The organism is Sphingobacterium sp. BIGb0165, assembly GCF_024810095.1.
GTDB classification, from domain to species: Bacteria; Bacteroidota; Bacteroidia; order Sphingobacteriales; family Sphingobacteriaceae; genus Sphingobacterium; species Sphingobacterium detergens.
The window spans coordinates 335,262-359,395 of record NZ_JANUEB010000008.1; the positions used below are offsets into that span (position 1 = coordinate 335,262).

The following is a 24,134-nucleotide window of genomic DNA, read 5'->3' on the forward strand; positions in this document are numbered from 1 at the left end:
ACAACTGCTAAACAATGTTGTAAATCTAACTAATGGGTAAAGATTATCATTATAAAATGTCTACCGAGGAACTGCAGTCAAAGACCATAGATTTTTTGCGTTTCCCTCTGATCGTGGGGGTGGTATTTATCCATACCGATTTTTCAGATATCGTGATGGCGGGTGTAAAGCAGATTAGTTTTGTTAATTATCCTATTTTCTCACGGGTATTTTTCTTATTCTCCAAGGTTATTTTCGAGGCCTGTGTGCCGCTTTTCTTTTTTATTTCGGGTTTTTTGTTTTTCTATAAAACGGAGGGGTTTTCCAGGGAGATTTACCTTAAAAAATTAAAAAACCGTATTCGTTCACTTTTGGTTCCTTATATTTTCTGGAACCTGTTGATCATCCTATTCCTTATGCTTGCACAAACGTTTTTATCAGGCAGTTTGGTTTCTGGTAGGAACAAATTAATAACAGATTATAGTTTATTGGATTGGCTCTGGTCCTTTTGGGATACTTCTCAAGTAAATCCACATATGAAGAAAACCTTGCCGATCAACTCGCCATTTTGGTTTATTCGTGATTTGATGGTCGTGATAGTTTTTTCTCCGATAGTTTATATACTCATTAAAAAGTTGAAGGCTTATGCTGTGATTATATTGGGATTGCTCTGGATTTTTAATCCTTTCTTTTATTTGCCGGGACTGAGCATAGTTTCTTTCTTTTTCTTTACAGCGGGAGCTTATTTCAGCATTCATAAAATGAATTTTGTGGAAGTCCTAAAACCAATGTTGCGCGCGCTCGCCCCCTTGTATATTTTGATAGTGGTTATGGCGCTCTATTTCGCGGGTGCTGGATGGTGGTCCTATCTCTATTGTGCAGGGGTTGTTGTGGGGCTTCTCCTCGCAATAACGGTATCCGCCTATTTTATCGAAAGCGGAAAATGGCATTTGAACCCTTTTTTAACCAATGGCAGCTTTTTTATTTATGCCTACCATCGTTTGCCATTGGTATTTGTGATCAAAATTTTATTTAAGTGGCTCAATCCGCGGTCGGATGGAGCGTTGTTATTGTTGTACTTAGCTTGTCCGGCTATCGTCATCCTGCTGGGGCTGCTTATCTACAGCCTGCTTAGGCAACGGTTGCCCCGATTCACGGCGATAATCAGTGGTGGACGTTAATACGATCAATATGAAGAGGTATAAATGGATAATTGTTGTAGTACTGGTGCTCTTTGTAGGTGCATTGTCCGTCAAGTATGGACGAAAGATGCTCAACAAAAATAAATACAAAAGAATCAAAACCGAGTATGTATTTACGGATGTCATCAATCTAGGATGCACTTCGGTCAAACAACAAGGAGCATCGAATACCTGCTGGTCTTACACTGGCAATTCGTTTTTGGAGTCGGAGATGATTCGGATGGGGAAAGAGCCTGTTGAAATTTCTCAGGTTTTTACCGCTAGACAGGCCTATTTGGATAAGGCGCATAATTTTGTACGCCTCCATGGTGGCCTGACAATGGGTGAAGGAGGTCAATTACATGATGTATTGAATGTATTCCGCAAATATGGCGCGATGCCTCGATCGGCTTATGCTGGACTGCGTGGTAATCATACCTATAATGATTTCAGGGAGATGACCCCGTTATTAAATTCAATGCTCAAAGTATTGGTCAAGAGTAAGCCCTTGACACCGAATTGGGAGAGAGCCTATAGTGCCGCATTAGATGCGCATCTTGGGGAAGTCCCCGAAAAATTTGACTATAAAGGGAAGACTTATACCGCACGCACATTTGCAGATCAGGTGATCGGAATTAATCCGGACGATTACATGGGGTTCGCTTCTGTGACAGATCACCCGAATTATAACCCTTTTGTGCTCCTGGTACCCGATAACTGGTCCTTTGATCGTTTTTATAATGTACCGATGCAAGATCTGACGGGCATTATTGACGGGGCGTTGCAGCAAGGCTATACAGTTGCCTGGACAACAGATGTGTCAGAGAAGGGCTTCTCATGGCAGTATGGAATTGCTTATGTGCCTGAGAAACCATTTGACAGTATGTCTAATGAAGAAAAAGAGAAAATGTTCGTAAAACCAATGGCTGAGAAAAAAATCACGACTGATGAGCGGCAACAAGCTTTCGACAATTGGGATACCACGGACGATCATGCGATGCATATTGTTGGACTAGCCAAAGATCAAAATGGTAAAGAGTACTATCTTGCTAAAAACTCTTGGGGTAAGGCCAATGATTTTAAAGGGTATATGTATGTCAGCAAAGAATTTGTAAAATATAAAACGATTACCCTGATGTTGCATAAAAATGCGCTCAATCCTGCATTGTTATCTAAAATTAGTTTAACAGAACTATAAGTATTGCAAAAAAAGCTGCAGATGTTGTTGTAATTCCCAATTGTTTCCATAATTCAATGGGAGGTTTGCTGTATGAAAAACAACAACACAATCATACAATTTTCTGGAGCTTTCCTGATGGCCTGGATGCTATTGGGGGTAACGAATGCGCAAGCCCAACAAGGTCGATCTATACCCGATAAAGTGCATCATGCCGAACCGCTATATAATGATCTTGTACGTGATTTGGGCGCAAGGAAGGGTGAGAAAGAGTTTAATATCGGTGCAGATATTAAAAAAATGGGTAAAGCAGATGAGTATGGCTATTTGGCCGAATATGAATTTGCACCCATAGATCGATTGGGACTGGAAGTAGAGACAGACTTTGCCTATACAAAAAGCAAAATGACCAATGTATCCTCAAGCAATAAACTTGAAAGATTAAGATTGTCATCGCAATATTCCTTCTATGTTGCTAAGAAGCAAGCAACAACATTGGCCGTAGGTTATACCCAGATTTTTAATTTTGTAGACGGGGGAACCGCATTTAATCCTTTTTTCGTAGCTGCTAAGAGCTGGTATAGCAATTGGCATACATTGATCTATACGGGACCAGAAATTGCTTATCATTATAAATCACATACAACTGAAATGAACTGGCAGATCAATACTTCCTTGCATTACACGCTACCCCATACAGACCATTTTATTGGAATGGAGGTCAACCAAGAAGTCGCCTCAGGTCGCTTGGAAACGACACTTCGGCCACAGGTTAAATTGGGGCTGAATGATAAAATGGCTCTCGGTATGGCGGTCGGATTGCCGATAGGAGGAAAGGAAAATGCAATTAGCTCATTTTTTAGGTTGATTTATCAACTTTAAAAAATGAGCTAATTTCTGAAAGAATGTCGCTTATGTTAGATCGGATTAAATACGCTTTTTGTAGAGCGATAAATGATTTGATGTGGATTTAAAAGGTTGACTATTAGCTTGCTGTAAATAAATGGGACGAACGCCTTCGTCCCATTCTATCCATTAATATTATCAAGTCGAACGCAAAAAAAATGACTTGACGGCTCAAAAGTAGAAAATATAATTGGAACTTTTTGCGTGAAAATTGAAGTTAATCGTGTTAAAAAATGTAAAAAGAATATTTTGTGGGGAGTAGGCTACAATAAAAAAGCGGCTAGATTTTATCTAGCCGCTTTATAAATTGATACTATGTATCTAATTGTTTTTAGTTACGTACACAACGAACGTTTTTGAATGTTGATTGTACTACACTTAAACCTAATAGGTTGATGTTAGCCAAAGGTTCAGCTGTACCTTGAGCACCTAAAAATCTTGTGCCAGTTAAAGTTTGTTTTTTTGCAGCATGGAAAGCCCAAGCGCCAAGTCCCGGTAACGTAATTGGACCTAATAAATTCGTTCCTGATTCATTGGTCCAGAATGCTGTTTCACGGCCACGGCTGGTTCCAAAATTTAAGTTGATCAATCCACTGGTTGCGTCGAAATTAACAAGATTCACGGCTGTAATCTCACCATTGTAATAGAATCTAAGGGCATTGGATGTAGCACCGAAAGCTGGATTACCGCCACCACTATTTGTAGCTGCAAGTGGATACTCAATAAATGTACCTGTATTATTGTCGCCTGTTGCTCCAGGTGCAGGAGCTGGAACTAATAATGACAAAATATTACCTAGGATGTTTGATAACAATCCATCTCCAGTTGTATAAGGTTGGAAGTCCGTATGTGTCGGTTGTCTCCATAGTCCTGCTGGATAAACCAGTTTACATGGATCTTGGTTGGTAGATGCTGTTGCTAATTGACGAGGAATTACGCTGCCAAAGGCAAAGAAACCACTTCCATCAGTTGCAGCAGTTTGCGCGTTGTCTGCGTAGAATCTGTAAGGGTTATGACCTGCTTGGTAATACAGATTGGATCTCGCCCATTTGGTTGCATTGTTAGCGGATACTAATGGAGATTCGACAATATTCGCCAATAAACGATGGTTATTGCCTAGTACTGGAGTTAGGTTGAAACCAATGTTTATCGGATTAACTGACCCATAAGTACGAGCCACACCGTCTGCGTGTGTAATTGCTAGGTTTGATACCGATACGACAATATTACTCAAAGGAGCTGTTCCTGCGGTATAGGCGTAAGCAATTTTAGCATCAGAAAAAGCTGGATCTATATTTGTAAAGCTTGACCAGTTAATGGTTGGTGTAAATGTCGTGGCCTCAGGTGTAACTGTGCCCGTAGCAAGATTAAGTGTTCCCGTTCTCAATGTCAAGCCTGATACAGATACAGTGCCTGAGTTCATTGGTCCAAAGATACCCATAGAGTTTAATTCAATCGCTAAGCGAGAGAATACATGGTTAAACGTGATTGGCAAGGAGACATCAGATCCAGGTGTACTTGGAATAGTAACATTGCCAGATGCGTACAATACATCTTTATTCTCCGGCATTAGTAAAGACGTATTGCCTGTCGTGATTGTTGGGATAGCGTCCTGATTATTGTAAGACAATGCAACCCATTTGTAGGTTTGTCCAGCGCTAACAGGAACTGTAACAGCGGTACCACCGACTGTAAATTGTTGTGATGAAAGTACCTGAGTGCCATCCGCCGAAAGTAGGTACAGGCGGTAGGTAACACCGCTTGGAAGAGCTGCTGCACGTAAACTGTTGTTGGCTGCAGCAGCTTGACCTGAACCGATATTTTTTACCGTAACGCCTGATGCGGCTGTGAAAGGTATATTATTGTCCACTGCAGTTACGACGTCAACATCATCATAAGACTTTACGTTTAGTTTCGTCTTTCCCGTAGTTGATAAACCTTGTTTGACGGAGCCATTTGAGCCCTCGTTTATTCCGTTAATTGATAGAACAAGATTTGTTCCCTCATGCTGATCGGTCTGCTCGACAGCAGTTTTATCTTTGTCTTTGGAACAGCTCGTCGCGAGCATTCCAGAAGTGGCTAATATAACGGTAGCGACAATCCAATTAGCCTTCTTAATTGTTAAAAAGTTCATAAATTTCTTAAAATTGTTAATTTAAATCCTCTTGTTTTATTAGCTAATGGTTATCCTTCTCCATTACCAACCCCACCTGGTCCATCTGTTGGATCATTGACTCCTGGGGAGCCACCTGGGGTTACACCTGAACCTGCAGCAATGCCTTGCTCAAGTTCTACAACTTGCTCCTTAATGGACGGAGCAATGTACATTTTTTTTGCGTTCTTATTCATGATAATATTATTTGGATAATCCATGCTATTGCTAGCATGGGGTTTAAAATTTAATGGACAATTTAATACCTCATTGTTAAAAATTTGGAAAACTAACGTTTTGATAAGCTGCTTGTCTCTGCGTACAGACAAGTATTGTTGTTATCGCTGCGTCAATTTTAATGTTATAATTCTATTATAAATTTATATATGTCTACTCTTCTTTTATAGTTTGGCTAGCACACTATTCATTTTCGAATTGTAATATTACGACTAAATATCAACTTGTGCAAAAAAATATTGTAAATTATTTTCTCTAATAAAATTCATTTGATTTTTGAATATGTTTCCTTTTCATCGTTTTATTGTTTGTCTGTTTTTTTGCATAACTGTCATTTAATGTAGAATAGAAGTGTTTTTTAATACTTTTTTATTGTATTATATGACTGTAATACTCTGCTTGAACAAAGTTGTTTGCCTTTTGTTTTAAAATTGAATAAAATTTTTTTGGTAAATTTTTGTTTTATAATTAATGTGTTTGAACAGTTATTTTCTTAATAGTCCGTATTTATACGTATATGTCGGCGCTTGCTTTATTTCTGGAATATTTTCATGTTTTCAATATCGATAATCAATTTCCTAATAATACTCACTTCTTTTTGAAATAAAATATTTGCCATGATGTTCTTTTTATTTTTATTGAAAAACAGTTATAGTGATTTATATTTATTGTTTTGGAAAAATATATATCTATTTAGGCTTATTGTTTTTTAATGTTGTTTCTGTGTTTTGATTTCATAATAATTAAAGTGTTTAAGCAATCAACTTTTTTGACCCTAGATTTCAGTTTCCGAGTAAAACTCATTCTTTTAGTCATTTCTAAAAAATCACCTCAGACTCTTTTTTGATAGTGAGATTGTTCCAAATTCTGCCTGAATTCTCATCCGAATGTCATGTAAAAGTTCTGTTTTAGGCTGGTTTGTAGTGCTTTAGCTACAGGAAAACAAACATCGCCCGAATTCCTTCGGCTCCTTCAAAATATTATCTACTTTCGCCCAACTTCTCAATGGAGGAGTGTCATATTATTATGTGTTAAAAGTCTTAGTATTAAGTATATACTGCCTTTTTTCATAGTGTGTACTAGTTACACAAACGTAAATTGCTTTAGAACATTTTAAAAATATAAGAAATGAAAACGAACAATGAAAACTTGGCTAACCTAGATGGCCGTCATCCTTATGAAGCTCCTTGCATGAATGTACAAAATGTCGCACTGGAATATAGCATTGCTGCTGGTTCTGTAAACAGTTCGGTAACCGAATCTTGGCAGACTGAGACCCAGACTCAACAAATCGATTGGTAATAAATAAGGTGAGTTAATTAATTAGTGATATAAACAATCATTTTTATGAATAAGTTTACAATAAAATTTGGTTTTGCTTCGATCTTGGCATGTGCATTATTTATCTCTTCATGTAGTAAAGATAATAATAACGTGATCATTCCAGATGGGCCAACCATACGTTTAAATATAGGTCAAGCTTTTGCAGTGGCAGATCCGGTAAAAGCAGCATCAGTTGGCCGTAACTATGCTTCGGCAACACAAACAGTAGAAATTCCGTTTGACAATCAATATACTTTGGTGGCGACCTTGACAGCTGAAACCACAACCGCACCAGGCTTAAAAGCATCTAACCGGGCAGCTACCGTTTCAACTGGTACTGATCAGAAAGCATTGAAACAAGGAACTGTCTATTATGTTGCAATTTTTGATGCAGCAGGTGACTATAAGGAAACAAAAACTTTTACGCAGGGAAACAGCGCACAGGATTTTGCGATTGACAAAGGAAAATATACTTTCGTAATTTATGCGTCCGGTACCAATAAGACCTTGCCTTCAATTGCCACTGGAGCAAAGTTGAGTACCGTGAATTTCGCAGGTCTAACTGCTGATAAGGACTTTATGTTGGATCAGGTTGATTTTGAGGTAAAAGATGGACAGAATCTATTGAATGCTGATCTGGCGCATTTGTTTACACAAGTAACACTGAAATTTGATGCTTCCCAGTTGGGCTCAGTAAGCAGTATTGCGGGCGCAACAATTTCTCCTTCCAATACGGCTGTTGATGTTGCGCTTACAAACGGTGCATTGACCTTTACTGGGGCTGCAAATCCCGTAGCCTTCAATCTTAAAAATACAGCCGGAAAAGTAATCAATTCGGATTCTACTTTTATCACAACCGCTGCTACAGCAAACGGTACAATTGTACTGTCTGGTGTTTCGATCGCTGGAAGTGCTGCAAAGAACTTGACAAAAGCAGGCTGGAATCTTAAACCGGGCATAAAATATCAACTGGATATTACCTTGAAGAAACCGATTGAAGTGAATATTGGTGATGAGGTCTGGGCTTTAGGAAACTTGACCTATACTACGGATGGTAATGGAAATCCAGTATACGGTTTTGCCAAAACAAATGATACTTACGGCAACTATTGGTTCAATAGCTACGTAAAACCAAAGGTTTTCAACGTCAATAATCAACGTCCAAACAGAGATGTCAATGGCGTTGATGGTGATCCTTGTGCATTGGTGTTGCCAGCGAATACCTGGAGACTTCCAACAGCTGCGGAAATTAACCAATTGATCAACAACACAAATAGTGGCGGTAAGGATAATCCACAGGATGTCAACGCTTGGGCGCCAGCTCGTTATGTAGATACGTACGATGGCACTGCTGCTACCAATTTGGGGATGTTCTTTGGTAAACAGGGTAATCCTGGGGCTGATCGCTATAAATTCCTTTACTTACCTTACGGTGGATCTTATAATGATAATAACTCTGGTGATGGAATGGGGACACAAGGTTTATATTTATTAGCCGGTAATCAGCGTCTGCAAATGACTGGTACAAAGGGAGACAGTGGCTGGTCTATTAATGTAGGCCCTGCGGAGGCAAATTATGCATACCAAGTGCGTTGTGTAAGAAAATAGTTCTTCACCTAAACATCGTAAAGATAATTTATTTGGATAATAAGTTTAATGGAGGCGCATTCCCCGATTTTGGGAATGCGTTTTTTTATACGATTTTCTTTATTTCGTATTATTTTTGTTTGCCATATCATTTGACCTGTCTTGAATAGAAAATAGGACAGTCCGATTATTTAGCCTGCTATTCCCTGGGATTTGTTACTGTCCAGGTGATCCAATAACGTTTGATTTAAAATTGGAGAGGTTTTTAGCATGTCGCGAACGGGATATTTTTCAGCTATATTCTTGAGTGCCTCAAGATGTCGCTCATGGTGTAAATCTGTACCGACAAAATCATACATGCCCGATTTGAGCAATGTCATGGCAATCGCTTTACTATCTACACCATAATAGCGACTGAGCGATAATAAGTTCAATTGCAATAGACAGCCCGCATCCTTAATCTGTTTGTAAATATTAAAATTTCCATGATAATAGTTGTATCGCTCAGGATGCGCAAGAATAGGTTTATAACCAAGTTTCTGGATGTCTAAAATAATGTGAAAAAGTGCTTTGGATTCGGATAGGTAAGACATCTCGATCAGAACATAACCACCAGGCATCACACAGAGTTCATCTTGTTGAATAAGCGATGTCAAGCCATCATCGATCATGTGTTCGGCAGCAGCAAAAATATCAGCTCCGTTGCCATTCTCTTTCAATCCTTGAACAAGGGCCGTCTGTGCTTCCTCGATGGTTGACTTGTTATTTGGATGTACGCCAGCCATAATATGAGGGGTACAGATAAATTTCTTTAAGCCCAAGCGCTGTAGCTCTTGAATATAAGCGATAGAATTTTTTACCGAGGTACTGCCGTCATCTATTCCGGGTAGCAGATGGTTGTGCATATCCACTTCCAAAAACTCCAGTTGCGCCAAGGGTCTTACGGATGATGGCTTTTTATTTTTAAATAAATTGGTTAAAAAATTCATAATATATAATTCAGCTATATGGTTTTGTCTGTCTTACAGGATGTTTTACAAACAATATGCCAGTTTTAACGTTTATCAAAGAGATATAAAATATAAGAAAGAAAAAGTTTTGTTGAATAATAATAAATTTTAACGACCTTTTGTTAGTGATTTTTTAACTTTTATCATTGTTTGTAATATTTTCGGTATAATAGTTGCTTAGTCCACGATGATATGAAGATGGGTATATGGCGCCTACCATTATCGATTTTTCAGTAAAAAGACCAAATGATTGTTAAATTTTAAGTATCTTGGTCGTCCTTTACAAAATTGAAATAAGCCATATGCGTTGTACCAACTTCATTAAAGAATACGACGGTAAAAAAATAAACTAAAACGGGAAGAAAGCTATGATGGGATCTCTATGGGATTTAAGAAAACGGTTGCGGAAGGATAATCCTCGATGGGTCATTTTGCTTATCGATATGTGGTTTGTATTTGCAAGTTATGTGTTTTCAAATTACGTAGTCAACAATTTCAAGGGCGTCTTTGATGTCGCTTTGATGCTAAAAAAGCTGGTATTGGTCTTGCCAGTATACTTGTTAATGTTTCTATTTTACAATACGTTTAAAGGGATTGTCCGGCAGACAGGAATACGGGATACCATTAAGATTTTTAAAACGGTTGCTTCAGCCTACCTCGTGCTTATGATATTAACCTTTGGTATCAAGATGACTGTGGAAAAAGGAACAGCGATAGGTGATTTTCTCCGCTTATCGTATGGAGTATTGACTATGCAGGCTTGTATTTTGATTGTAACTATGGTGGGTGCGCGCGTCGTATACCGTACCATTTACGAGTATCTATTTTTGCCAGCCCGTAAAGGTGAAAATGTGTTGATTTTTGGCGCTTCACGTCCAGGACTAGTATCTTTCTCGCTGTTGAAGGAGGATCCACGAATCAAGTACCAAGTTGTCGCCTTTGTAGAAGATAAAGTCTCACGTATTGGTAAACGTCTTGCAGGGTTGAAAATCAAAGATATTACTGAAATTACCAAGGAATATATTAGCAAACATGAAATCACGCAGGTGATTATCGCGGTGGAGAACAATGACCCTGAGCGATTGGAATATGTATCAGATTGGTTCCAAAATATTGGGCTTGAGCTCAAAATTATGCCATCGGCCCGCATCCTGCTCAATTCTGGGGCAAAACGGGAAATCCGTCCCTTAAAAATCGAAGATTTGCTTGGTCGTAAGCCTATTAAATTGGATCATCCGGAGATTGAAGAGGAGATGAAGGGAAAGGTGATTTTGGTCACTGGCGCTGCAGGTTCGATAGGCTCAGAATTGGCTCGTCAGATTGCAAGACGACACTATAGCAAATTGATTCTATTGGATCAGGCTGAGTCCGCATTGTATGATATCCAGCAGTCGATAAAAGCAACACAACCCGAACATCTGCATTGTATTGTTGGCGATGTGCGGAACTTCGCCTTTATGCAAAATATATTTGCGCAGTACAAACCGGATCTTGTATTTCATGCAGCGGCATATAAACATGTACCACTGATGGAGGCCAACCCTTATGAATCCATTCAGACAAATGTAATCGGAAGCAAGAATGTTGCTGACCTCTGTATGCAGTATGGGGCACAGAAAATGGTGATGGTGTCCACAGACAAGGCGGTCAATCCGACGAATGTCATGGGTGCAACCAAACGAATGGCTGAAATCTATGTGAGCAGCTGTAGTGGCAGATCCGAAACTAGTTTTATCATCACCCGATTTGGCAATGTGCTCGGTTCCAACGGTTCAGTAATCCCACTGTTTGAGAAACAAATGGCAAGCGGGGGGCCATTGACGCTGACACATCCTGAAATTACGCGTTTCTTTATGACTATTCCTGAAGCCTGTCAGTTGGTACAAGAAGCCGGTGTGATGGGAAAAGGAGGGGAGATATTTGTCTTCGATATGGGCAAATCTGTTAAAATAATGGATCTGGCCAAACGGATGATCAAGCTGAAGGGCTATCGCTATCCAGAAGATATTGATATTAAGATAGTCGGTCTGCGTCCAGGTGAGAAGATCTTTGAGGAATTGTTGGCTAATAATGAAAATACGGTAAAAACCCATCATCCGAAGATTATGATTGCAAAAGTAAAACATGATGAATTGATCTTGAAAGCGGAACGGATCAATGCTGTTTGCCAGCAGATTGTGGATGCGGATCAGCATTTGCCTGACTTTATGGGCTTGGTCGCAGCGATGAAACGAATCGTTCCTGAGTTTAAATCTCAGAATTCCGAATACGAGGCGTTGGATAACAATGAGCTGGTGGACGAGGTCCCGGTATATTCGCTTATAAAAAAGATTTAAAAGTAACACAAAAGAATATAGACCTATCTATATACAAATGTCCCATTGCTGGGACTTTTGTATATATTATGCGTTCTCAATCGATTAAAACTTGCCAATTCGCAAAAATCAACCTAATTTTAATGAAAATTTAATTAGAGTAATAATTTTGGACAGATTAGCTTGAGAGGTATTCCGTCGATAAGCAACGTATATGAATAAAAAAATTATAATCACCGGAGGTGCAGGATTTATTGGGTCCCATGTCGTCCGTGAGTTTGTTACAAAGTATCCGGACTATCAAATTATTAATCTGGATGCGCTAACTTATGCCGGTAACCTAGAAAATCTGAAAGATATAGAGGATCGTCCGAACTACACTTTTGTGAAAGCCGATATTACTGATCAGACGATCATAAATTCAGTTTTTGAACAATATCAGCCGGATGGTGTCATTCATTTGGCTGCAGAATCACATGTAGACCGTTCAATTGTAGATCCTACAGCATTTGTAATGACTAATGTGATTGGTACAGTAAATTTGTTGAACGCTGCTCGAGCAATCTGGAAGGATAATTTTGAGGGGAAACGTTTTCATCATGTCTCAACAGATGAGGTGTTTGGTGCTTTGGGTGAAACAGGTTTTTTTACAGAGGACACCAAATATGATCCACATTCACCTTACTCTGCTTCCAAAGCAAGTTCGGATCATTTTGTGCGAGCCTATCATGATACCTATGGATTACCGATTGTCTTAACCAATTGTTCAAATAATTATGGTCCCAATCATTTTCCTGAAAAGCTAATCCCTCTTTGTATTCATAATATTTTAAATAATAAACCACTGCCAGTATATGGGGATGGAAAGTATACTCGGGACTGGCTTTTTGTAATTGACCATGCGAAAGCGATAGACTTGGTTTTCCATCAAGGTAAAAATGGCGATTCTTACAATATTGGTGGTTTTAATGAGTGGCAGAATATAGATCTGATCAAAGAACTATGCCGACAAATGGATGCCAAGTTAGGCCGTGAAGAGGAGACAGCCGCTTCTCTGATTACTTTTGTGAAAGATCGACCTGGTCATGATCTGCGCTACGCGATTGATGCAAATAAAATAAATACGGAATTGGGTTGGAGTCCATCGGTGACATTTGAACAAGGCTTATCACTGACAATAGATTGGTTTTTGTCCAATCAGGAATGGCTGGATCATGTGACTTCGGGGGACTATCAGAAGTATTACAACAACCAGTATCACGGCGCTTAAACATGAAATATACAGAAACTAAACTATCGGGTTGCTTTATTTTGGAGCCGGCCGTTTTCGAAGATGAGAGAGGTTATTTCTTTGAATCGTATAATGAAAATAAATTGGCCGAAATATTGGGACATAATCCCCATTTTGTACAGGATAACCAATCGAAATCTCAATTTGGTGTGGTCAGGGGGTTGCACATGCAAGCAGGGGAGCATGCACAGGCAAAACTGGTCCGTGTGTTAGAAGGCAGCGTATTGGATGTGGCAGTTGATGTTAGGCCCAATTCGCCCACCTATGGACAGTATGTTGCTGTAGAACTCTCAGCCGAAAATAAAAAGCAAATGTTTATTCCGAAGGGCTTTCTACACGGCTTCTCCGTGTTGTCTGAGCAAGCGGTATTCTTCTATAAATGTGACAATACCTATCACAAAGAAGCTGAGGATGGCGTACATCCGTTAGATCCGCAATTGGCCATTGATTGGTGGATTCCGGTCGATCAGATGATCTTGTCGCAAAAGGACAAAGAGGCACAAAATTTTACAGCATTATACAATAAATTGAAATAACAAAATAGAGGGTCTATGTATTTTCAAGCTTCTGTTTGGGAGAAATAGCCGGTTTAGAATGTTTATACCATAAAAAAAGATTTTGATGAGAATTGTCATTACAGGCGCTTCTGGACAGTTAGGTTCCGAATTAAATGAATTATTGGCAAATGATACCGAAAAAGAATGCTACTTTTTGGATAGAAAGCAGTTGCCACTGGATCAAGTGTCCTTAATTCAGGATATTTTGGCGATGTATCAGCCAGATTTAATTATTCATGCGGGCGCTTATACCGCAGTTGATAAGGCCGAGGAAGAACCTGAGCTGGCAGATTTGATCAATCATCGGGCTTGTGAGGAAATTGCGCAATACTGTCATCTACATGGTACTAAATTGATTGCGATTTCGACGGATTATGTATTTGATGGTGGTTCTGCTGTTCCCTTAACCGAAGAGGCACCAACGGCACCGATCAATGTCTATGGGAAGACCAAACTTGCTGGCGAGAACGCTATTCGAAAATGGTGCCCTGAAGCAATCATTATCCGGACCTCCTGGGTATATTCTTCCTATGGAAAGAATTTTGTGAAGACAATGTGCCGCCTAATGGCTGAACGGGATGAAGTAAATGTAATTAATGATCAAATTGGTAGCCCAACCTATGCAAAAGATTTAGCTAGAGCAATTTTGAAAATCGCTGATGCAGCAAATTGGGAAGGGGGTATCTATAATTACAGTAATGAAGGCCAAATCTCCTGGTATGATTTTGCAGTAGCAATACGTGATTTCCGTTCGTTTGATTGTCAAGTAAAACCAATTCCGACGAGTGCCTATCCGACGCCAGCGCAACGACCAAAGTACTCACTGCTGGACAAATCGAAAATTAAAGAGGCTTATGATGTGGTTGTGCCAGAATGGAAGGAGAGCTTAGCTAAAATGCTAGCCGAGGAAATTAAAAAATAATAAAGAGATTGTTACGCTGAAGGCTTATACAACTGGAGTCTAAATACTAAGATCTCAATACTCATTACTCAATACTCATTACTCAATACTATAAAATGAAAGGAATTATATTAGCCGGTGGATCTGGAACTCGTTTGCACCCATTGACACTTGCCGTAAGTAAGCAATTAATGCCGGTATATGATAAGCCAATGATATACTATCCATTGTCTACATTAATGTTGTCTGGCATTCGCGAAATATTGATTATCTCAACTCCTCAGGATTTACCAAACTTTCAAAAGCTATTGGGCGATGGTTCGCAACTGGGCTGTAGGTTTGAATATAAGGAGCAGCCAAGTCCTGATGGCCTGGCGCAGGCATTTTTGTTGGGCGAGGAATTTATAGGTGATGATAAGGTCGCGCTAATTCTAGGGGATAATATTTTCTATGGCTCGGGCTTGTCAAAGCTATTGCAGTCTTGCGCCGATCCTGATGGTGGTGTTGTATTTGCGTATCCTGTACACGACCCGGAACGTTATGGTGTAGTAGAATTTGATGCGATGAAAAAGGTCATTTCTATTGAGGAAAAACCAGCGCAGCCGAAATCGAACTATGCTGTTCCTGGAATTTATTTTTACGATAACGATGTTGTCGCGATCGCAAAAAGTATCAAACCTTCAGCGCGTGGGGAATTGGAGATTACAGATATCAATAAAGAATATTTAAAGCAGGGAAAATTATTGGTGGGTATATTTGACCGAGGAACAGCCTGGCTGGATACGGGTACTATACAATCACTGATGCAGGCTGGGCAATTTGTGCAAGTCATTGAGGAACGACAAGGCATGAAAATTGGAGCAATTGAGGAAGTCGCGTATCGTATGGGATACATTGACCGACAACAACTGCTTTCTGTTGCTGAACCTTTGTGTAAATCAGGATATGGGGAATACCTGAAACATATCATTAGATAATCGAATTGCTGTGTAATGCTAGTCTACCTTTAGAATAACCTCTTTTATGAAGAGTGAATAAAGAGGCTTCATAAAAAGCGAATTTTTTGTTGTTGAGGTGTATTTTTTATATATTGTGTATAGTCATCTTATTATACACAATATCCATTATGAAAAGTTTCTATTCTCCTTATGTGCGGGAAGTCTTCTACTTATTTTTACGACATAAAATAATTACTCTTATTCCAATTCCGGGAGCTCAGAAAAGAGGCTGACCTATATTGAAAAAAATTTCATTATATTTATGTATTTTTCTTTTATAAAACAATTCTTTTTTAATAGTTGTTTTTAAAGAGGCGGTAATAAGATATAGATCAATTTAGATTCCGCGTGAATCATTCGAATTAGTACTAAATGACTGAAAAGAGGTGTTAAGGCGTATAGGACTAATTATTATATGGAATAATAACAAGCACATGATTACTGTAGGCATTATCGATAGAGACGAACGCGCAAGACAAGAAACCCAGCGTATACTTAATGAAGAAAATGAAGTGGGAGCAAATAGGATCAAAGTTCTTTTTGATATAGGCAGTGGACGAGTAGATCGGACCATGCTGGCTCCTGATGTATTAATTGTTGACATTGAAAATCAGGAACAATTAATTGTTGAACATGCAAAAAATGCCTTCCCAAAAACTGAAATTATCATATTAACAGAGGTAGCTGATGTACGGACAGTGCGTAACTGCTTTCGATATGGTGCTGTCAGCTATCTATTAAAGAAAACTTGTCTGCAATCTTTGGCGTCTGCAATCAACATTACTATGAATGATGGATCATTTGTAAGTCCCAGCATCAATAGGGCCCTGATCGAACAGAGCTTTAAATCAAAGAAATATGAGGACCTGCTCACTGCACGGGAACTCCAGATTGCCAATGGGATTATCGAGGGATTGAGTTATAAAATGATTGCTCAAAAGTATACCATTTCATTGGATACCGTCCGCATTTACATCAAACGTATCTACCGCAAGCTTCAGATCAATAGCAAAGGCGAGTTGATCGCCCAGCTGACGGCTTAGCATTTCGTTACATGAATATGTGACGTCGTTTATTTTAATCTCATGGAATTTAGCCTGACTTTTATGGATATTTGAATCGTATACTATGCCAATAAGAAGCCGCTGGATTTTCCTGATTCTTTTCTGCTATTCTGTTCTTTTATCCTCCCAAGTGAAAGGTCAGCAACAATACGATATTGCGTATTATTTTGAACGCGATACAATCCAGATTATATCTTCACAAACATTCTCCAATAAATTAAATATCATTAATCACACTGATAGAGCAATTGAATTAAAACCTGTAGCAGCTAATACTGCTGCGCTCAGGGGCTTGATAAAATTACCTGGATCGATTATTTTAAAGCCCAAAGAAGCGAAAAATTTCCCGCTGAAATATATGGCTGATCGCAGGACAATTGCTGAGAGAACACAGGCCTTTACGATCGGATTTGAATCGAATGATCCCATCGTAAAAATACAGGAACCTCAATCCTTTTACACGCAGTTGGCTATGGAACAGTCTTTTCTCATACAGACTGAACAATCGGAATATTACCTGGATCAGGCGACAGGGCAGACACAATTTTTAGTACGGGCTGTCAATCGGGGACTTGTACCACTGACTGTTCAGTTGCGTTTTCCTAACCTTTCTCCTGACCTGGAGATCATTGGTGAGACCCAGCCATTCACATTGATTGCGGGAGGACAGTCTTTGCTGACTTTTACTGCCCGTTTGCGTAAGAAAAATATAAATATGGATTTTGATGTTGATATTCAGGCCGTCGAGGGCGGAGGTAGCGTGTTGGCCTCCAATCGTATCCGTATGATGACAGTGGGAAGTGTAAAGCGTTTTTTTTCCAATATGAATTTGCAAAATCAACCCTTTGACAATCGAGCTGCTTTACGTTATATCAACATGGGTAAAGATATTTCGGTTTACCAGTTACAGGGAGATGGCAAAATTGATCTAAACAATAAAGATAAATTGAGCTATCGAATGAATTTCGATTATTATCAAGATCAACGCACCTTTAATCTATACGATACCTATCTGGATTATGATACCGAAAAGTGGGGCGTGAAACTGGGTAATATTTATGAGAATCTCGATCAGTTCATCAATGGACGCGGTATAAAAGGTACCTACAAATTCGATAAACGGCGTTCCCTCAGTTTGTATGCAATCCAGAACAATTACATGTTGTTCACGGAGATAGATAATCCAATTCCTGGTGGAGAGATATTTGGCGTTAAATATGCCATTCAAACTGAAAAAAATCAGGAAAACAGCATCACCTACTTACATAGCAATAATGATTATCGTGGTGTACGCAGCGGTCTGTTCAGTGGTAAACGTTTTATTGATTTGGGCAATAATAATAGCCTTTTCTTGGAAGGAGGGACGAGTATCGAACAGGTTGAAAGCGGAAATAATAGGCTCGCGGTGGCAGGGGGGATAAATTATAATAACTCTTTTGGCAACTATCAGATTACAAGTGTCAATTATTATAGTTCACCGTACTATGTGGGGCTGCGTAGAGGTCTTACCCAAACAGATTCACGTATAACGATGTCAATGGCCAACGATCGAAACCTTTCTGCCCGGATCAGCTATATGGATAATAATCCAAAATACCTTGCGGGAGATAGAAACTATTTTTTTAATAATGCCTCTCGGATACAGATTTATGAGTTGGGGTATCATACCGGCCTTGGAAAACTACAACTTGAGCTCAGGCCTTATTTTATGGCACAACATGGTGCCTATCAGAATTGGTGGGGAATTGCAACTAATCCGGTGAATTGGAAGTCGAACTCCCTTCGCACAGTAGCTGACCTTAATTTTTTTACCTCAAGCCACCGGTTCTCGCTGCAAACGGATTATGGATATACCTACAGGAATACATCCAATAGACCTATTGCGCCGTTTCATTCGGTCCGCATCAATGGTAATTATACGAATACGTTTTTTGGATTTAATACATTTATTCAGATTAACCCGTACTATTTAAGCGATCTTTTGGCTACCAATGCAAATTCGAATTACAGCATTTATTCATTGGGTCCAAATACGCAATTTTACGCCTTTAATAATCAGCTACATGTGCAGCTCTCGACCATGTATAGCTATTATGGCTTCTCCCGAAGTAACAATCTTTCGGTAAATGGTAATGTCCGCTGGCAGATAAAAGATAATTGGAATCTGACGGCCGACATATTCTATACAGCAATAAGCGGAAAATCGTTGTTTCTTGTAGATCCGAATTTACCACCTGATCCTAACCCACTGAATCGTTATTCTTTTGATAATAGGCAGATTCGCCTGGGAATAGAAAAGAATTTTGGCCGACGTGCTGGTCAGAAAGGTCATAAGCTGGAACTGACTTTTTTCGAAGACGAAAACAATAACGGTAGCAATGACGTCGGAGAAGCCAAAGCCAGGGCCGTTTTGGTGCGAATTGGAAAGGAAGTGGCGCTAACAGACGAAAAAGGGCAGGTGAAATTTGTTGATATGGGTGCTGGTCCATATATCGTACAGGTGGAGAATAGCAAAGGCTGGGTTTCGCAGGGGCCGATCAATGTATTGATGACTAAAAACCAACGGCTGGAAATTCCACTGATAAAAACAAGGCCATTAAAAGGTCGTATTAAGGTCGTTGAAAATAAGTATCTAAAAACGAGGCCGCAGCTAGGGGGAATAAAAATAACCGCCGTAGATCGCCAAGGGAAAACCTACAGTACACTAAGTTCTGAAAGCGGCGATTATGTGCTGTACCTTCCATTGGGAAATTACAGTATAGCTGTTGTTACCGAAGGAATGCCCTTCTCGATCGAGAACCAAAATTGTGCAGTCGAAGTTAAAGTGGATAAGGACTGTGTGATTCCCGATTTTAACTATCGGGACGAACGCAGAAAAGTTGGTGTTAAACGCTTTTAAGGAGCGACGAAGCTAAAAATAATATTGGCCGAATACGCGCCGGCAGGTTTATTGAGGAGCATACCTGTTGCACTAGCGGGGATACTGTAAAGAATATTGAGATTACGGTCTATCACGGGATCGGCATTCTGGATTAGCTGTTGGGCCGTAGTGGACAGGGTAATGGTATTCATGCCGCTCTGACCGGCCATCGGACCGATGCGCAATACATTTAAAGGAATACTGTTGGCTCCAGCGGTGAAACTTGTCGATGTCGCGCGCACGTAAAGGTTGTACGGCGTAGTTTTACTCACCTTAAGATGAGCTGGCATATTTAAATTGACACCATTCTTATAGTCATTGGCTGTCGCAAAAGCAAGATTGACGGTTTGTTGATTGGCAACTATTTCGCCTAGGTCGCTTACGACAACAGACAGGTTTCCATTTGCTTGTGCCTGTAGGCTGCCGCTGGGATAGGCTGATGATAATTTGTTCCAGCTGTAGGTCAATGGGACGGAATAAGTGCCTGCCTGAATAAAATTTGTTTTCAGCTGGTTTAATCCAATGTTATAGGTATACGTCAACGTCTGATTATTGTTGGTTGGAACAGCAATACCGGCTGTATTGGTTAAAGATTGATCCGTGGTGGATAAAGCTGCGCTTGTCGCATTCGCAATACCTGTTAAAGTCGTATTGACGGTTGAGACAGGAGTAACAGGTGTGGTGTTAAAGGCCGAGTTGCTGCTAAAGCTAAATTGTGTGTTTCCGCTCTTGATACTTGGTATATAGGGGACGGTGGTCGATAGTGGTATGACGCTATTAACGTTGATGCCATTAGCAGCACGATAATAACTCAAGTCATTGACCAAAATGCTGGTTGTACCGATACTCGCCGGAGGGCTTATAAATCCGGGCACATCGATGGAGAAATCTTGGCTCGCGGGAGTAATGGTGCCGCCTAAAATACCTGAGGCGGTAAGCGATAGTGTAGTTTTATAAATGCCTGCAACCCAGGTTTGATTTGCAGTCACAAAACGTGAGTTGATAATAACCGGACCTGCAGAAAGACTTACAGTTGCTAGCGAACTGATTAGAATTTGATTGGTAGTTGATAAGATAACATCATTACTTGAACCGAGTAACGAAAGATTGTTAATTTTTTCTAGTTTAAGGTGTGCTACATTTAAAGGGACTGTTCCCCCGCCTGTTGTACTGACAAAACTCGTACTGTTAATTGCCCTGGTGCTGATTGTTGGGAGTAGGGCGATTAAAGTAAAAGAATATTGGCCGCCTGTAAAACTTTGGATATAATCCGTACGTCCTTGAATATTTGCTTGCGGCAAACTGATCGTGACTTGAGCCATCGCATGAGGTATGCAGTGGCTTATACCAATCAGGAATGCAGCGAGACTAATATGTAATTTCCTTCTCCGCAATTTTTAAATCATATTGGCTACCAGCATCGAGTATCGCTACAGCGAGATATCGACCGGGCGCAAGTTTACCAGGTAGGTCTACACGGACCCATTGTTCTGAATCGGGAAGCATTGCTATGGCCACAGCGTCCACAGGTGTCTCTTCCCCAGTTTCTATATTGGTCAGCTCAAATCGTACATAAGCATCCTTATTGATCTGGCCTGTATTTTTAACTTTGACTTCCATCCGATGGATGGTTTTACCTTCCTGAACAGTAGCAGCACCTTTATCTTCAAAAGCAAGAAATTCCAGATCACCAACTTTTAACCCTATTGGCGTATGGTATACTTGGATACCAACCTCAATCAGGACGTTCATATGGAGTCCATTTGCCTGTGCAGCTTTTTGTTCTTTAACCTGTGTAAAGAAAAGCATGCTATGGCGTTGCTGCTTTGTTGTCGGATGATCAGGGATTTTCATGGAAAGATTGACCACTTTTGTTTCCCCAGGCGCTAGCTGTACCGTATTTTCAGATAAGGTAAGCCAGGAAGCGTTTGATCCAATATTATCACCTGTGGCATAATACCGTTTACTGCCCAACGAGTCACGGTCCCAATCTTTCAGATTCGCGACAAAGGAAAGTGAACTAGTAGAGGTGTTGTTGAACGTAATGGCTTGACTGACGGTCTGTCCAGCTTCACCAGTGAAGAATATCCGGGAAGGTGAAATTGAAATACCCTGTCCGTGGATCAGGGTATTGCATATCAGGATAATAAATACTGCTAAATAATATCTCACGAATAAAATGTTTAGTCAGATTTTTATCGTTGTGTTGCGGTATAAGTTACTGTCGTACTATAGGTCGATCCAGCAAGATTTAATAACGATGCCGGATTTGAGATCGTGTAATCAACTGTATAAACAGCGCCTGTAGATGCTGTAGAGTTATTAACCAAAGCTGCAGGAGAAGTGCTAAGTGGTACATTGGCAACTGGAGTTCCACCATTGGCCGTTGCAGCCGGTACAGTAACTGTAACAATATCTAGTGCAGGTCCGCCAGCAGGAGTAAATGCTCCTCCAGCGGTTACCGTAAGATCATAAGGCTTATTGCTGACCACAGTAAAGTGACTCGCTTTCTCTACCGTTTTTGCCCCGGCATAATCCGCAGCGGTAGTGTAATTAAAATTGACGGTAGGGGCTGCGCCCAAAGTAATAGAGATTGCATCGGTAAGATTAATATTGACAGTAACTGGTCCCGATGTTGCACTTGGATTTTGCGCTTTTGCTTGAAAACCGAAGCATATGGCGGCGACGGCAATAAAGACTATTAATAGGTTCTTTTTCATAATTTCCTCGTTTTACGGATATTTAATGTGAGTAAAGTTAACTAGGATGCAATGGAAATACAATGTGCCATAGTCACATAATGATGTTATAAATTCGATAATGCACGCGCGATTGAAAGTCGAATTGACAGTTGTAAATAATGAGGTTTAGTGTACTCTTTTTTGGAACCATTACCCGAAACTATAAATCAAACAGCCTATATTTGCGCTCAAATGGCTGAATCCAAAAGAATCTATCAAATTGATCTCTTTCGCTTTATCGCCGCATCCGCGGTGGTATTGTACCACTATTTATATCGGGGATATAAAAGCGGTAACATGTCGTTGTTGCGCTTCGACGAGATCGGTGAATATTTCAAGTATGGGTATCTCGGTGTAGACCTTTTTTTTATCATCAGCGGTTTTGTGATCGCCTTTTCCATAAAACATCGTTCACTACCCAAATTTTGCTATTCGCGATTCAAACGTTTGTATCCAATGTACTGGATCTGTTTGATCATAACATTTGTGATCGTTTATGTCTTTGGGGCGCCACGCTACCTTGTCACATTCAAACAGCTCTTGGCCAATTTTACGATGCTGCAGGAATTGTTCGGCCAGGGAAATATCGATGGTGCTTATTGGTCCCTGTATGTTGAATTGAAATTTTATCTCATCATTGCTGTATTTCTTATCGTAAACCGATTTAAGCAGATCAGTCTAGACTATCTTGTCTACTTTTGGCTGTTGTTGTCAAGCTTGCGCTTGTTTGTTGGGCCATCTGAAATTTACGATGCCATCCACCATCTTTTCATTCTAGACTGGAGCGCTTATTTTATTGCAGGAATCGTATTTTGCCAAATTTTTCTACAAGGTCCCGTGTTGAAGCATTTTATCGTATTGCCCTGGTGCCTGTACTTATCCATCGATGGCGCTATTGGTCGAATCCATTGGCTAGCAAGGACTTTTCACAGTGATTTTTCCCCCTATATTATTGCTGCGACCATCGTTGTATTTTATATGGTTATGTTACTTGTTTCCTGTAAAAAGCTACAACGCTTCAATTCACCTAAATTTGTCAAAATTGGGATGCTGACTTATCCCTTATATCTTATTCATCAGCATATTGGTTTTATTATTTTCAATCAGCTTCATAGTTACATAAATAAATATGCACTTGTTTCTACTGTTACACTCCTGATGTTGGCGGTTGCATATATCCTGAGCGATTGGGTAGAGCCTCGTATCATGAGGCTCTTTAAGCGATCGTAACATCGACTTGATATCCTGTTATGGTTGTCGGATAAGTGCAATAGTTTTTCCCAGGAATTCATCTTTACCTCCCCTGATTCCTTCTATTGCTGGGCTTCCTTTGGGGTCCAGTTTGATGCCCACACGTTGTGTATCATCCCATTGGGTAATATATCTATATCCAGATACCACTAAACATGGTCCGTATTCCTCCAGGCAAGAAAAAATGGAGATACGTTACCATCCGCTGCCGCGGTCGTCGAACCGATAACTTGGGCATTGGGATGGGTAGAATAGGCCATTGTATGGAATTCGGCACTACTTTGTGTAATTTCATTGACTAGGATCACAACTTTTCCTTTATAGTAATCCGGATTTGTGTTTCCAGTCTTTGCCAATCAAATCCTTGTATGGAATTTGCTTTTTTATTCATTGCCTTATTTCAAATCGCTCAAGCTTTATTGGAAAAGAAATAGAAATTTTTTACAAAAGTTAAGAGTTTTAATTAAATTATTTAGCTGTAAATCTGTAGTTTATGATTTTTTTTCTTTTGTTTTTTTGATTGATAAGGGATTTAGTGTTTAAT

Annotated in this window: 20 protein-coding genes; 13 read left to right on the forward strand and 7 right to left on the reverse strand. The window is 39.8% G+C overall.

The annotated features are described in order from the left end of the window. The first annotated feature begins 32 nt into the window (after positions 1–32). The 3 genes from M2408_RS19810 to M2408_RS19820 all read left to right on the forward strand — a co-directional run bounded on the left by M2408_RS19810 (position 33) and on the right by M2408_RS19820 (position 3,219). Positions 33–1,160, forward strand: coding sequence for an acyltransferase (locus tag M2408_RS19810; RefSeq protein ID WP_259186076.1), 1,128 nt, complete (start codon positions 33–35; stop codon positions 1,158–1,160). A gap of 10 nt (positions 1,161–1,170) precedes the next feature. Next, a complete protein-coding gene (locus M2408_RS19815; protein ID WP_259186077.1) occupies positions 1,171–2,358 on the forward strand; it encodes an aminopeptidase C in 1,188 nt (395 codons plus the stop codon). A 72-nt stretch (positions 2,359–2,430) separates the two neighbouring features. Further along, positions 2,431–3,219: an HAEPLYID family protein gene (locus M2408_RS19820; protein ID WP_259186078.1), complete on the forward strand. Its 789-nt coding sequence runs from the start codon at positions 2,431–2,433 to the stop codon at positions 3,217–3,219. Positions 3,220–3,574: 355 nt separating this feature from the next. Here the strand turns inward: M2408_RS19820 and M2408_RS19825 are convergent, their stop codons facing one another. Continuing rightward, on the reverse strand, positions 3,575–5,377 hold the full coding sequence (locus M2408_RS19825; protein ID WP_259186079.1) for a hypothetical protein: 1,803 nt from the start codon (positions 5,375–5,377) through the stop codon (positions 3,575–3,577). 50 nt (positions 5,378–5,427) lie between these two features. After that, positions 5,428–5,592 (reverse strand): hypothetical protein, encoded by a 165-nt coding sequence (locus tag M2408_RS19830; protein ID WP_259186080.1) that lies wholly within the window; start codon positions 5,590–5,592, stop codon positions 5,428–5,430. Between the two features lie 1,168 nt (positions 5,593–6,760). Here M2408_RS19830 and M2408_RS19835 point away from each other — a divergent pair. After that, positions 6,761–6,934 (forward strand): hypothetical protein, encoded by a 174-nt coding sequence (locus tag M2408_RS19835; RefSeq protein WP_259186081.1) that lies wholly within the window; start codon positions 6,761–6,763, stop codon positions 6,932–6,934. Positions 6,935–6,979: 45 nt separating this feature from the next. After that, on the forward strand, positions 6,980–8,563 hold the full coding sequence (locus M2408_RS19840; protein ID WP_259186082.1) for a hypothetical protein: 1,584 nt from the start codon (positions 6,980–6,982) through the stop codon (positions 8,561–8,563). 170 nt (positions 8,564–8,733) lie between these two features. On the opposite strand, the gene M2408_RS19845 is transcribed toward M2408_RS19840, so the two are convergent. Then, positions 8,734–9,531, reverse strand: coding sequence for a tyrosine-protein phosphatase (locus M2408_RS19845; RefSeq protein ID WP_120261076.1), 798 nt, complete (start codon positions 9,529–9,531; stop codon positions 8,734–8,736). Between the two features lie 389 nt (positions 9,532–9,920). Between M2408_RS19845 and M2408_RS19850 the strand changes: the two genes are divergently transcribed. The 7 genes from M2408_RS19850 (at position 9,921) to M2408_RS19880 (ending at position 19,577) form a co-directional block, all read left to right on the forward strand. Further along, positions 9,921–11,888: a nucleoside-diphosphate sugar epimerase/dehydratase gene (locus tag M2408_RS19850; protein ID WP_259186083.1), complete on the forward strand. Its 1,968-nt coding sequence runs from the start codon at positions 9,921–9,923 to the stop codon at positions 11,886–11,888. Between the two features lie 193 nt (positions 11,889–12,081). Continuing rightward, positions 12,082–13,137: a dTDP-glucose 4,6-dehydratase gene (gene rfbB / locus M2408_RS19855; protein WP_259186087.1), complete on the forward strand. Its 1,056-nt coding sequence runs from the start codon at positions 12,082–12,084 to the stop codon at positions 13,135–13,137. 2 nt (positions 13,138–13,139) lie between these two features. Further along, on the forward strand, positions 13,140–13,694 hold the full coding sequence (gene rfbC / locus M2408_RS19860) for a dTDP-4-dehydrorhamnose 3,5-epimerase (protein ID WP_223584224.1): 555 nt from the start codon (positions 13,140–13,142) through the stop codon (positions 13,692–13,694). An 85-nt stretch (positions 13,695–13,779) separates the two neighbouring features. Beyond that, positions 13,780–14,637 (forward strand): dTDP-4-dehydrorhamnose reductase, encoded by an 858-nt coding sequence (rfbD, locus tag M2408_RS19865; protein ID WP_259186091.1) that lies wholly within the window; start codon positions 13,780–13,782, stop codon positions 14,635–14,637. A 95-nt stretch (positions 14,638–14,732) separates the two neighbouring features. Continuing rightward, entirely contained in the window at positions 14,733–15,593 is an 861-nt protein-coding gene (gene rfbA / locus M2408_RS19870) for a glucose-1-phosphate thymidylyltransferase RfbA (protein WP_259186099.1), read from the forward strand. Positions 15,594–16,048: 455 nt separating this feature from the next. Further along, a complete protein-coding gene (locus M2408_RS19875; protein ID WP_259186102.1) occupies positions 16,049–16,657 on the forward strand; it encodes a response regulator transcription factor in 609 nt (202 codons plus the stop codon). A gap of 85 nt (positions 16,658–16,742) precedes the next feature. Further along, on the forward strand, positions 16,743–19,577 hold the full coding sequence (locus M2408_RS19880; protein ID WP_259186103.1) for a collagen binding domain-containing protein: 2,835 nt from the start codon (positions 16,743–16,745) through the stop codon (positions 19,575–19,577). Here M2408_RS19880 and M2408_RS19885 read toward each other — a convergent pair. Genes M2408_RS19885 through M2408_RS19895 form a run of 3 tightly spaced genes read right to left on the reverse strand, consistent with a single transcriptional unit; the run spans position 19,574 to position 22,318 of the window. Beyond that, positions 19,574–20,920, reverse strand: coding sequence for a hypothetical protein (locus M2408_RS19885; protein ID WP_259186104.1), 1,347 nt, complete (start codon positions 20,918–20,920; stop codon positions 19,574–19,576). The genes M2408_RS19880 and M2408_RS19885 overlap by 4 nt on opposite strands. 46 nt (positions 20,921–20,966) lie before the next feature. Then, complete coding sequence (locus tag M2408_RS19890; RefSeq protein WP_259186106.1) at positions 20,967–21,770, reverse strand: hypothetical protein; 804 nt, start codon at positions 21,768–21,770, stop codon at positions 20,967–20,969. A gap of 23 nt (positions 21,771–21,793) precedes the next feature. Next, positions 21,794–22,318, reverse strand: a complete 525-nt coding sequence (locus M2408_RS19895) for a hypothetical protein (protein WP_259186108.1) — start codon at positions 22,316–22,318, stop codon at positions 21,794–21,796. 213 nt (positions 22,319–22,531) lie between these two features. Between M2408_RS19895 and M2408_RS19900 the strand changes: the two genes are divergently transcribed. Then, complete coding sequence (locus M2408_RS19900; RefSeq protein ID WP_259186109.1) at positions 22,532–23,569, forward strand: acyltransferase; 1,038 nt, start codon at positions 22,532–22,534, stop codon at positions 23,567–23,569. A gap of 170 nt (positions 23,570–23,739) precedes the next feature. Here the strand turns inward: M2408_RS19900 and M2408_RS19905 are convergent, their stop codons facing one another. Further along, positions 23,740–23,946 (reverse strand): S41 family peptidase, encoded by a 207-nt coding sequence (locus M2408_RS19905; RefSeq protein WP_259186111.1) that lies wholly within the window; start codon positions 23,944–23,946, stop codon positions 23,740–23,742. Between the last annotated feature and the right edge of the window lie 188 nt (positions 23,947–24,134).